Source organism: Gluconacetobacter tumulisoli (genome assembly GCF_014174155.1).
In the GTDB taxonomy this organism is placed as follows: domain Bacteria; phylum Pseudomonadota; class Alphaproteobacteria; order Acetobacterales; family Acetobacteraceae; genus Gluconacetobacter; species Gluconacetobacter tumulisoli.
In genome coordinates, this window is the sequence record NZ_JABEQM010000008.1 from 134,691 (window position 1) to 146,675 (window position 11,985).

Genomic DNA, 11,985 nt, shown 5'->3' on the forward strand with positions numbered 1-11,985 from the left:
GATCTCCCGTCAGGAAGGAATGGGCAAAACGCGCACGCGTATCCTGCGTCGCGTCAATACAGGCCGCCCATGCCGATGTCACCCCCGGCGGGGGGCTTCTCCGCGGCGGGGACCCCGGGCTGACCCGGCGCACCGGGCGGGGGCGCGGCGGTCGACCCGACCTGCCGCGTTGCCGGCGACGCGGCCATGTCGTCCTCGGAATCGGGCATGTTTTCGGCCCCGGTGTCGGCGGAGGTCAGCGCGCCGGTCACGTTGGCGTACAGATCGGAGCTGATGCCCGGCACCTGGTCGGGCTTGAACGCATCGACCGTCACCCCTATCCCGGTGTCGTAGCGCGCCAGCGTGATGCCCTCGGGCACCGGGAAGTCCAGCCGGGGGCGGTCGGCCAGTACCGCCTTCATCACCCGGTTCCAGATCGGTCCGGCGATCGCGGCGCCGGTTTCGTTCTTGCCCAGGGTCTGCGGCGTGTCGAACCCGACCCAGACGATCGTCACGATGTCGGGCGAGAAGCCGGCGAACCACGCATCGTTGAAATCCTGGCTGGTGCCGGTCTTGCCGGCGATCGGGTAGTCGATCCCCGCGCCGGCCTGCACGCCGGTGCCGCGCCGGATCACGTCGCGCATCATCGTGGTGATCTGGAACGCGCTGGCCGGCGAGGCCACCTGCGGCCGGGTGTCCGTCATCTCCGGCCCGTCGGCCGGGGCGGGCGGCGCGGGCAGCGGCGTGGCGGGGGACGAGCCTGCGGGCGACGCCGGTGGGGTGGTGGCGGGGGCCTGGGTCGGGGCGGCGGGCTGCAGGCCGATCCCGTCCGGCCGCCACAGGACGCGGCCGTCGCGGTCCTGCACGTCGTCGATCAGGGTCGGCGTCACCAGCCGTCCACCGGCGGCGATGGTGGCGTAGGCCCCGGCTTCGCGCAGGACGGTGGTTTCCACCGCCCCCAGCGCCGCCGGCAGGACATGGGGCATGCTGTCGACCAGGTGCAGGTTCGCGGCCATCGCGGCCACCGATTTCATGCCGATATGGGCGGCCAGCCGGATGGTCACCAGGTTGCGGGATTCCCGCAGCGCGTCATGCAGGGTCGTCGGGCCCCAGAAATCCTTTTCGAAATTGTTGGGGTGCCATGTCCCGTAGGAGACCGGGGAATCGTCGAATTTCTGCGACGGCGAGATCCCCTGTTCCATCGCCGTCAGATAGACGAACGGCTTGAAGGACGAACCGGGCTGGCGCAGCGCCTGCGTCGCGCGATTGAACTGGGACGCGTTGAACGACCAGCCGCCGACCATCGCCAGCACGCGGCCGGTGCGAACGTCCATGGTGACCAGCGCGCCTTCGACCTTGGGGATCTGGCGCAGGGCGACGGTGCCGCCCTCGGCCTGCGGTTCGATCAGGACCAGGTCGCCGGCGCGCGGCAGGCGCCAGCGCCGCATCCACGCCATGTCGCGCGCCAGCAGCCGGCCTGTGCGCGGACTGGCGGCGGCCGGCGTCCCCTCGGCCCAGCCGACCTCGCCGGTCGCGGGGGACAGGATCACCCCCAGGCGCCAGCTGTCCAGCATGCCGGCGGGGCGGGGCGCCGCCGTCAGCCCGGGCATCCACTGGTCGGACGGCGGAGTGGTCCGCCCGGCGCCGATGCCGTCCAGCTGGCCCACCGGCCCGCGCCAGCCGCCATGGTCACGATCATAGGCCGCAAGCCCGTCGCGCACCGCCGCGGTGGCGATCTGCTGCAGATGGGGATCGAAACTGGTGTGGACGGACAGGCCGCCCTGCATCGTGGTGTCGACGCCGTAGCGGTCGATCAACTGGCGCCGGACCTCTTCGGCGAACCATTCCGATCCGGGAACCGGGCCGGGCCGGGTGAAGGCCTGCGGCATCAGGGGTTCCTGCTGGGCGGCGCGCGCGGCCTCGGGCGTGATGTCGTGGACCTCGGCCATGCGCTGCAGCACCCAGTTGCGGCGCGCCCGTGCCGCGTCGGGATAGCGGTAGGGATTGTAGTTGGTCGGCGACCGCGGCAGCCCGCCGAGGAACGCGGCCTCGGCATCGTCCAGCTGGTCCAGCGGCTTGTTGAAATAGGTCTGCGCCGCCGCCCCGATGCCGTACGCGCCGGCCCCCAGATAGATCTCGTTCAGGTAGATCTCGAGGATCTTTTCCTTGGACAGCGTCTGCTCGATGCGGATCGCCAGCAGGGCTTCCTTGGCCTTGCGCTGCAGCGACACGGCGTTGGAGCCCAGCAGCATGACGCGGGCCACCTGCTGCGTGATGGTCGAGGCCCCCAGCGGCCGGTGCCCCTTGTGCATCGTCAGGTCGGTCAGCCCGGCGCGGATGATCGCGAACGGATCGACGCCGCCATGGGTGTAGAATTTCTGGTCCTCGGTCGCGATGAAGGCGTTCTTCACCCGGTCGGGAATGGCGCTGTAGGGCACGAAGATACGCCGTTCCGCCGCCAGCTCGGCCATGACCCGGTCGTCGCCGGAATAAAGGCGGCTCATGACCGGGGGCTGGTAGGTCCGCAGGCCGTCGACCGTCGGCAGGTCGGCCACCAGTTGCTCGTACTTCGTCCACAGGACCAGCCCGCTCGTCGCCGACGCCAGCAGCAGCAGCGCCATCCCGCCCCCGGCGATGCGGCGGATCAGGCGATAGCGCGGCCGGCGCGGGCCGCCCGGGCCGCCGAACCCCGACGCCCCGGCGCCCCCGGACGGATGCCGTCCATCGGCCACGCCGCTGCCGCCGATGCGGGAGGTCACGAGCATCCGGCCGTCCTGGCCTGATCCATTACGAAGCGTCATCCGGGGTCCAACGGGGCGAGGTCCAAGGGGCATGAATCCGCCGGGACACGGTCCGGGCGGGGTGATCGGGGGGATCTCCTAGCACTGTCCGCGGTGCGAGTCGCCCCTTGCGGGCACCGCGGCGGCGGGCGGGAGGACCTCATGACGCGGCGGCGCGTTCCCATTCCGCGCGGCCGTGCCGGTCCAGCAGGTCGAAGACGCCGGGGTCCAGCGTCAGGCCGGCGGCGGACACGTTGTCGTCCACATGCGCCGGGCTGCCGGTGCCGGGGATCGGCAGCATGACCGGCGACCGGCGCAGCAGCCAGGCCAGCGCCACCTGTCCCGGCGTGGCGCCCATGTCCCGCGCCACCCGGGCCAGCACATTGTCCCCCGCCGCCAGACCGCCGGCCGCCAGCGGCGCCCACGGGATGAAGCCGATGCCCCGGGCGGCGCAATAGTCCAGCACGTCCTCGGACGCGCGGTTCACCAGGTTGAATCGGTTCTGCACCGTGGCGACGGGGAAGAAGCGCGCGGCGCGTTCGATCATGTCGACCGAGACCTCGGACAGGCCGACATGGCGGATCAGTCCTTCGTCGCGCATCGCGGCGATCACCTCGAACTGCGCCTCGGGCGGGCAGTCGGGACCGACACGGTGCAGCTGCCACAGGTCGATGCGCGAGACGCCCAGGCGGCGCAGGCTCATGAGCACGCATTGGCGCAGGTAGTTCGGGTTGCCGACCGGCCGCCAGATATCCGGGCCGTGGCGCGTGTGCCCGCCCTTGGTAGCGATGACCAGGCCGGCCGGGTAGGGATGCAGCGCCGCGCGGATCAGATCCTCGCTGACATAGGGGCCGTAGCTGTCGGCGGTGTCGATCAGGGTCACGCCGCATTCGACCGCGCGGCGCAGGGTCGCCAGCGCACGGTCGCGGTCGGGCGGGTCGCCCCAGATTCCAGGCCCGGTGATCCGCATCGCGCCGAACCCCAGCCGGGCCACCGGCAGGTCGCCGCCGATACGGAAGAGTCCGGCCTGGTGCGCGTCGGGATAGGGCATGAGCGGCCTCCTGGTTTCAGGTTTCGGGCGTCAGGATCGGGCTAGGAACAGAAGATGGCAGGAGCAAGGCGGCGGAGGCGAGGGTCAGCCCAGCATCCGGCCGATGACCCGCGCCGTGTAGTCCACCACGGGGATGATCCGGCCGTAATTGATGCGTGTCGGGCCGATGACGCCGATCGCACCGACGATGCGGTTGCTGTCGGTCCGCGCCGGGGCGACGACCACGGACATGCCCGACAGGCCGAACAGCCCGCTTTCCGCCCCGATGAAGATCCGCACCCCTTCGGATTCCTGCGCCAGGTCCAGCAGACGCAGCATCGTTTCCTGGGTTTCCAGCCGTTCGAACAGCATCTGGATGGTCGACAGGCGTTCGATCTCGGTCACGTCGGCCAGCAGGCGGGCCTGGCCGCGCACGAACAGTGTGCCGCCGCGATCGACGTCGCTCCACGTCGCCAGGCCGCTAGCCACCACTTCGGCGGTCAGATGGTCCAGTTCGCTGCGGTTGGCCGTCATTTCGGCATTCACATGCTCGCGCAGGTTTTCCAGCGTCCGGCCGGTCAGATGGGCGTTCAGGTAGTTCCCGGCCTCGACCAGCGCCGAGGGCGGCAGGCCGGCGGGGGTTTCGATCACCCGGTTTTCCACCTGCCCGTCCGCGCCCACCAGGATCACCAGCGCGCGGCGCGGACCCAGGGCCACGAATTCGATATGCTTCACCGCGCCGTCGCCCTTGGGCGCCAGCACCAGGCCGGCGGCCGAGGACAGGCCAGACAGCATGGACGAGGCCTCGGACAGCGTGTCCTGCAGGGAGCGGCCCCGGACCTCCAGCGAACGGGTGATCGTCTCGCGCTCGTCATCCGTCAGGCTGCCGAACTGCAGCAGCCCGTCGACGAACAGCCGCACGCCGCGTTCGGTCGGCAGCCGCCCCGCCGAGGCATGGGGCGAGAACAGCAGCCCGGCCTCGGTCAGGTCCGCCATCACGTTGCGGATCGTCGCCGGCGACAGCGGCAGCGGCAGGCGTCGCGACAGGGTGCGCGACCCCACCGGTTCCCCGGTTTCCACATATTGTTCGACGATTTCGCGCAGGATCGCGGCGGATCGTGCGTCCAGCCCCGGCGGAAGGGCGGAACGCGATGCCAACGCGCTGAGATCCATGACCATCTGCCCCCCTCCCTGCTTCGGCCCCCGGCCGACGAAAAAACACCGCCATGCTAAATCTGGAACGTGGCCGCCGCCATGACAAGCAGGGGGTGGCAATCGCCCCCCGGCTCGGGCTATGCCCCGGCCTGACCCTGCCCCCGATCTGGAGTTCCCGCCCATGGTCACACGTCCGTCCGGCCGCGCGTCCGACGCGCTGCGCCCGGTTTCCATCGAACCCGGATTCGCCCGCCACGCCGAAGGGTCCGTGCTGATCCGCATGGGCGGGACCGAGGTTCTGTGCGCCGCCAGCGTCGAGAGCCGGGTGCCCACGTTCCTGCGCGGGCAGGGCAAGGGCTGGGTGACCGCCGAATACGGCATGCTGCCCCGCGCCACCCACAGCCGCGGCAGCCGCGAGGCCGCGAAGGGCAAGCAGTCGGGCCGTACGCAGGAAATCCAGCGCCTGATCGGCCGGTCGCTGCGCGCCGTCGTGGATTTGAAGGCACTGGGCGAGATGTCGATCACGGTCGATTGCGACGTGCTGAACGCCGATGGCGGCACGCGCTGCGCGTCGATCACCGGGGCATGGGTCGCATTGCGCCTGGCGCTGGAGACGCTGGTCCGCAACCGCGTGCTGGCCGGCGTGCCGCTGACGGCGCAGGTCGCCGCCGTGTCCTGCGGCCTGACCGGGGCCGGGGCGGTGCTGGACCTGGATTATGACGAGGACAGCAACGCCGCCGCCGACGCCAATTTCGTGCTGACCGAGGCCGGCGGCATCGTCGAGATCCAGGGCACCGCCGAGCAGGCGCCCTTCAGCGAAACGCAGTTCCACGACCTGATGCGGCTGGCGCGGATCGGCACCGGCCAGCTGTTCGCCGCCCAGCGGGAGGCCGTCGAGGCGGCCCTGGGCACGACTGGAGGGACCCGATGAGCGCGCCAATGGACGAGGGCCAAGGGGTGGACCACCGCCTGGCGCGTGGCACGCGGCTGGTGCTGGCCAGCCATAACGCGGGCAAGCTGGCGGAATTTTCCGCCCTGCTGGCGGGGTATGGCATCACCGTGCTGTCGGCCGGAGACCTGGCGCTGCCGGAACCCGAGGAGACCGCCGACAGCTTCACCGGCAATGCGGTGCTGAAGGCGGTCGCCGCGGCGACGGCGGCCGGCCTGCCGGCGCTGGCCGACGATTCCGGATTCTGCGTGGCCGCACTGGACGGGGCGCCGGGGATCTATTCCGCGCGCTGGGCCGGCCCGTCCAAGGATTTTCCCGCCGCGATGGCCCGCATCCATACGCAGATGGGCGACGCCGCGGACCGCTCGGCCTGGTTCATCTCGGTCCTGTGTCTGGCATGGCCGGACGGGACCGTGCAGACATTCGAGGGACGGATCGACGGCCGGTTCAGCTGGCCGCCGCACGGCACCAACGGCCATGGCTACGACCCGGTCTTCGCCCCCGAAGGCGGCGGCCGGACCTTCGCCGACATGACCGACGCCGAAAAGAACGCCATCAGCCATCGCGGCCGGGCCTTCGACCTGTTCCGTGCCGCCTGCCTGCCCCTGGACTGAATGGACGTGCCCCGCCGCGACATATCCTAACCCGGCGGGATATTCCCGCCGGCGCGCACGGCGGCCATCTTGTCGCCAAGAACGTCCTGGAGAGATACCGGCATGTGCCGCATCGCCCACCCCACCCGTACCGCATGACCTTCGACCGCCTGATCCGGACCGGGGCGGGAGTGTTGATCCTGGTTCTGCTGGTGCCGGTGCTGATGATTCCGTACCGGATTCCCCTGAACTACAACGAGGGGTGGAATGCCTATCTGGCGCTGCGCGCGATGGGGGCGAACCAGGCGCTGCCGCTTTATCCGCCAGCCGGCAGCATGGTCTTCAACAATTATCCACCGCTGGCCTTTCCCCTCGTCGGCCTGGTCGGCACCTACGTCACCGGCGACATGATCGTGGCGGGGCGGATCGTCGCGCTGCTGGCGCTGCTGGCCTGCGGCGCGCTGGTCGCGTGCTGCGTCCGGCGCCTGGGCGGCACGGGCCGGGCGGCCGTCGCCGCCGGGCTGCTGCTGCTGCTGAATGCCGCCACGGTCTTTTCCGCCTATGTCGCGATGGACGACCCGCAATGGCTGGCCCATGCCGTCATGCTGGGCGGTCTGGCGGTCCTGCTGGGCGGGGCACGCCGCCCCCAGCGGGGCGTGGCACGCGTGGCAACGGCGGCGGTGCTGATGGTCGCCGGCGGGTTCGTGAAACATAATCTGGTCGCCCTGCCGCTGGCGGTGACGGTCTGGCTGGCCTGGTGCGACCGGCGGGCCCTGCTGGTCTGGTGCGGCACCGGCCTGCTGGCCGGGCTGCTGGGGCTGGGGCTGGCGGAATGGGCCTATGGTCCGGCGGTCTTCGCCGACGTCGCGGGCCATCACCGCGTCATGGCCCCGGCGCGGCTGCTGATCGGGATCCGCAAACTGCCCGAGATCCTGGGCCTGCTGGTGGTCGGGGCCATGCTGTGCGCTGCGCCGCGTCCCGCCGATGTACGCGACCGGCGGGCGGGGCTGTTCGCCCTGCTGTTCCTGGGCCTGGCTCTGGCGACCGGCCTGACGCAGCGGATGGGCGACGGCGTGAATTACAACGCGCATTTCGAAACCCTCATCGCCGCCTGCATTGCGGTGGGGCTGGCCCTGTCGCGCCCGCCGCTGAGGGTGGGCCGCCTGCGCCTGACGCCCGCGCGCCTGCTGTGCGTGGCGGCGCTGCCGCTGGTCCTGGCGGTGCCCACGCGACTGATCCATGCGTGGTCCGACCTGCGCCACCTGCCCGATACGGCCGGGCGCTGGCAGGCGGCCATCGCGCGCGTCGGCCGCATTCCCGGCCCCGCGGCATGCGAGATGCTGGCCGTCTGCTACTGGGCGGGGAAGACCGAGACGGTCGATTTCTTCAACCTGACGCAGGCCATGCTGGCGAGCCGGCAGGCGTTTCCCCTGGACGACATGGCCCGGCGACGGGTCTTCGGCGTCATCGAATACGACCCCGACGCAACGCGCCACCGCAATGCCGTGGCCGCCAGCGGCCACGATCCGATCGTCGATCCCCTGCATGCGGCGGGCTACGACCCGGCCTTCCACGGCCCGGGCCACATCGTGTTCCTGACGCCGGGATTCCTGACACAACGGGAAGCGAACCCGCACGGCTGAAAGACTGATTCAAAATTCGCCCTGTCGGCGACGCGCGGCGTGCCGCTGCGCGGCGCTCCCGCTCCACAGACCGAATTTCAAACCGGCCTCCGGGACCGAACAGGGACGGCCGATCAGGACGTCGGAGTCGTCTGGGCGTCGAAGGCGCGGCCGGCGGCGCCCAGTGCGGTCACGAAGGCCCGGGTCTTGGGCGGCACCACCTTCTTGCGGGGATAGACCGCGGACAGGTCGCAGGATTCGTCGGGATCGGGCGCCACCCGCCAGCCGGGCAGGATGCGTTCCAGCCCGAACGCGGCAGGCGGGCGGTCCATGAACATCCAGTCCGGCAGCAGAGCGAGGCCCGCGCCCGCGCCGGCCAAGGTCCGCAGCATGTCCAGCGAATCCGCCGAGAGGCGGGTGGGAAAGGACAGGAACTGCGCCCGACCGGCACGGTCGCAGCGCCAGGCCGGCGCAGTGCCGATGCGCGACAGGCATGTCACGCCGGACAGCGGCCCGTCCCCCAGCACCGTATCAGCCGCGGGATTACTGTCCGCCAGGCCCATGCCGGCCATCAGGTTGGGGGCCGCGACCGCCCACCAGGTGCCGGTCAGCACCGGGCGGAACAGCAAGCCGGAATCGGGCGGGCGGCCGGACAGCACCGCGACGTCCGCGCCGCTTTCGATCAGGATGTGCGACAGGTCGCCGAAGGCCGGGCCGCTGCGCACTTCCACGTCGATATCGGGATAGGCAAGCAGGAAGGCCGGCAGCAGCGGGGCGACCACCGCGCGCGCCACCGAGGGCGACGCCAGCACGCGCAGGCAGCCCCGGGGGGCGGCGTTCAACAACGCGGCCTCGGCCCGGGCGTCGTCCAGGTCGGCCAGGATCCGCCGCGCCCGGCCCAGGAACCGTTCGCCGATTTCCGTCAGGTGCAACCCGCGCGTCGACCGGTTGAACAGGGCGGCGCCCAGGTCATGCTCCAGCTCGGCGATCGCGCGGGAGGCCGAGGACACGTTCAGGTCCAGCAGGCCCGCCGCACGCGACAGGCTGCCCGCGTCGGCGGTGGCCAGCAGCACGCGCAGGCAGGTCACGTAATCCACGCCCGTCCCCCCAGGATTTGCGCGCCCGGTTTTGTACGCCCGGAGCACCCGCCGCCGGTGCGCATGCCGCGCGACGCAAAACTCTTTTCCATATCCAGGCGTTCCGCCGGGACCAGGAGCCACCCTACTGTGCTTCGGCAGTCCGGCAAGACACAGAACCGGACGGGAAAACCAGGAGGACCAGACCATGCTCGATCGCACCAGCATCCCCGTCACCCGCGACGCCGAATGGTTCGAATACAGCCGTGCCGCGAACCCGATCCGGCCCGGATTGACGCCCCGGCTGCCCTTCATGTCGTGGGGGCCGGAAACCTGGGCCGAGGGGCCGAGCCGGATCATCCCGCTGGATATCTCGGAACAATTGCGCTGCCCCGGTCCGGCGACGTCGCCGGCCCTGTGCGCCGCCTTCGTGCGGATCGACGCGGGCGATACGCTGCGCCCCGACATCGCGGCGACGTCGCAGGTCTTCTACGTGATCCGGGGCGCCGGCCGCACCGAACCCACGGCCGCCCACCTGCCGTCGGTCGACTGGCAGCGCGGCGACATCGTCGCCCTGCCCGGCGGCACCGGATATGCCCATACCGCCAGCGACGACGCGACGTTGTACCTGGTGCATGACGCGCCGCTACTGACCTATCTGGGGGTTCGGGTGGAGCAGGCCCGTTTCGAACCCACGCTGTATCCCGCCGAACGGACGATGGACGAACTGCGCGCCGTCGCCGCCAGCCCCGAGGCCCGGTCGCGCAGCCGCGTGTCCGTCCTGCTGGGCAACACGAATTTTCCCAGTTCGCGCACCATCACCCATGTCATCTGGACGATGTTCGGCCTGCTGCCGGCGCAATCGGTGCAGAAGCCGCACCGGCACCAGTCGGTGGCGCTGGATTACATTGTGTCCTGCCCCGACGGGTGCTACACGCTGATCGGGGAATCACTCGACGCGCAGGGCCAGATCGCCAACCCGGTCCGCCAGGACTGGCAATCCGGCATGGCCTTCATCACGCCGCCGGGCCTGTGGCATGCCCATTACAATGAAAGCGACGAGGAAGCGTTCCTGATGCCCATCCAGGATGCGGGATTGCAGACCTATCTGCGGTCGCTGGATATCCGGTTCGGCTGAATCGAGGGCGGGGCAAGGGCGAAGGCAAGGACTTTGCTCTCGCCCCGCCAAAGGGCCTAGCCCTCTGAAAAACCGGAGCTTTGTAAATCGAATGGGATGCAAGGGCCTGAGGCCCTTACCGGGTTCGGGCAGAACCCGACCTTCCCTTCAGCGCCCGGTCAAAATCCGATCGACCAGCTGCCCGACAGTCGGCACGAAGCCGTCGGCATAAAACGGGTCGGTCGCGAAGCGCCATGCGTTGGTGCCGCCGAACATCAGGTTGTTGTCCATCACCGCATCGCCGCCCTCGCCATGGGCGTGGGCGACCTCCTGCAACGTCTTCTGGATGCAGAACGAGCGCGGGTCGGCCTTGTGCCCGTTGGTGTAGCCGGGTCCACGCTGGCTCCAGTTCGAAAAGCGGCATTCCGACAGGCAGCCCATGCAGGCGACCTGGTCGGCCAGGATTTCCTGGGCCTTGTCCTTCGTCACGAAGATCAGCGTCGAGTCCGGGGTGCGCATCGCCTCGGTGTAGCCTTCGGCCTCCCACAGGCGCACGTGCTCGCGGTCGGCCTCGGTCATGAAGACCTGGCGGGCACGCGCGCCGACGCCATAGGGGGCCGTGTGCTCGCCCACCGGTTCGGTCGAATAGGCAACCTGGCGTTCCGACCGGCCCTGCAGCTCCAGCAGGAACGAGTTGTTCACGGCCGAGGAATAGAACCCGGTCGGCGAGAAGCGGTTGAGGAACACATCCCCCTTGTGCAAGGTCCGCAGGCGGCGCTTCCACGCATCGGGGATCGGGCTTTCCTGCGTCAGCAGCGGGCGGGTGCCGAACTGGAAGGCGATGGGGCCGAGTTCGGGATTGTCGATCCAGTCCTCCCATTCCTCCAGCCACCAGACGCCGCCGGCCATGATGATCGGCGTGTCGTGCAGGCCGAACGTCCGCATCAGGCGGCGCAGCGCCAGCACGCGCGGCAGCGGATCCTCGGGGGTCTGCGGGTCCTCGGTATTGGACAGGCCGTTATGGCCGCCGGCCCGCCATGGATCTTCGTACACCACGCCGCCCAGCAGGTCGGCGGTCTTGCTGAACGACCGCTTCCACAGGGCATTGAACGCCCGGGCGGAGGACACGATCGGGTAGTAATGGACGCCGAAGCGCGCCGCGATGTCCGACAGGCGATAGGGCATGCCCGCGCCGCAGGTCACGCCATGGACCAGGCCCGGCGCGCCTTCCAGCACGCCGGTGATGACCTGTTCGGCGCCGCCCATTTCCCACAGGATGTTGGCATGGACCCGGCCCTGGCCGCCCGACAGATCGTGGGCGATGCGGGCCTGGGCGATGCCGCCGCGAATGGCGTACTCCACCAGTTCGTCATGCCGTTCGCGCCGGGTGCGGCCATGATAGACCTGCGGAACAGGCCGGCCGTCCGCGTCGTACGAATCGGCATTGACGATCGAGACCGTGCCGGCACCGCCGGCCGCCGCCCAATGCCCGGACGATACGCCGGTCGAGACCGACACGCCCTTTCCGCCTTCGACCAGCGGCAGGACATCCACCCCGCCCATGCGGATCGCATTGATCGCCTTCATCACTACCCTATCGTCCTCGGCGCCCGCACCGGGGGCCGGCATTCACTGGTTCTGCCCCGCCCGGTGGACGGGACGCCGCGACGGGATGGTCGGGGGA

The 11,985-nt window shown here is 70.3% G+C and carries 9 protein-coding genes; 4 read left to right on the forward strand and 5 right to left on the reverse strand.

Annotated elements, in window-relative coordinates:
* Nucleotides 1–53: 53 nt before the first annotated feature.
* The 3 genes from HLH28_RS11395 to hrcA all read right to left on the reverse strand — a co-directional run bounded on the left by HLH28_RS11395 (nt 54) and on the right by hrcA (nt 4,962).
* The gene (locus HLH28_RS11395; protein WP_182959146.1) at nt 54–2,780 is read right to left on the reverse strand and encodes a penicillin-binding protein 1A; all 2,727 of its coding nucleotides are present in this window, start codon (nt 2,778–2,780) and stop codon (nt 54–56) included.
* A 139-nt stretch (nt 2,781–2,919) separates the two neighbouring features.
* Nucleotides 2,920–3,810 carry an aldo/keto reductase gene (locus tag HLH28_RS11400; RefSeq protein ID WP_182959149.1) on the reverse strand — a complete coding sequence of 297 codons (891 nt, stop codon included), beginning with the start codon at nt 3,808–3,810 and terminating at the stop codon, nt 2,920–2,922.
* Nucleotides 3,811–3,894: 84 nt separating this feature from the next.
* Nucleotides 3,895–4,962, reverse strand: coding sequence for a heat-inducible transcriptional repressor HrcA (hrcA, locus tag HLH28_RS11405; protein ID WP_182959268.1), 1,068 nt, complete (start codon nt 4,960–4,962; stop codon nt 3,895–3,897).
* Nucleotides 4,963–5,125: 163 nt separating this feature from the next.
* Between hrcA and rph the strand changes: the two genes are divergently transcribed.
* The 3 genes from rph (at nt 5,126) to HLH28_RS11420 (ending at nt 8,129) form a co-directional block, all read left to right on the forward strand.
* Complete coding sequence (gene rph / locus HLH28_RS11410; RefSeq protein ID WP_182959152.1) at nt 5,126–5,875, forward strand: ribonuclease PH; 750 nt, start codon at nt 5,126–5,128, stop codon at nt 5,873–5,875.
* On the forward strand, nt 5,872–6,507 hold the full coding sequence (gene rdgB / locus HLH28_RS11415) for an RdgB/HAM1 family non-canonical purine NTP pyrophosphatase (protein ID WP_246396012.1): 636 nt from the start codon (nt 5,872–5,874) through the stop codon (nt 6,505–6,507). The genes rph and rdgB overlap by 4 nt, the downstream gene beginning before the upstream one ends.
* Before the next feature lie 104 nt (nt 6,508–6,611).
* Nucleotides 6,612–8,129, forward strand: a complete 1,518-nt coding sequence (locus HLH28_RS11420) for a hypothetical protein (protein WP_182959155.1) — start codon at nt 6,612–6,614, stop codon at nt 8,127–8,129.
* Between the two features lie 113 nt (nt 8,130–8,242).
* On the opposite strand, the gene HLH28_RS11425 is transcribed toward HLH28_RS11420, so the two are convergent.
* A complete protein-coding gene (locus HLH28_RS11425; RefSeq protein WP_338029720.1) occupies nt 8,243–9,205 on the reverse strand; it encodes a LysR family transcriptional regulator in 963 nt (320 codons plus the stop codon).
* 187 nt (nt 9,206–9,392) lie between these two features.
* Here HLH28_RS11425 and HLH28_RS11430 point away from each other — a divergent pair, with 187 nt between their 5' ends.
* Nucleotides 9,393–10,322, forward strand: a complete 930-nt coding sequence (locus tag HLH28_RS11430; protein WP_182959158.1) for a cupin domain-containing protein — start codon at nt 9,393–9,395, stop codon at nt 10,320–10,322.
* A gap of 147 nt (nt 10,323–10,469) precedes the next feature.
* Here HLH28_RS11430 and HLH28_RS11435 read toward each other — a convergent pair whose 3' ends face one another.
* Nucleotides 10,470–11,888 carry an NAD(P)H-dependent flavin oxidoreductase gene (locus HLH28_RS11435; RefSeq protein WP_182959274.1) on the reverse strand — a complete coding sequence of 473 codons (1,419 nt, stop codon included), beginning with the start codon at nt 11,886–11,888 and terminating at the stop codon, nt 10,470–10,472.
* Nucleotides 11,889–11,985: the final 97 nt, after the last annotated feature.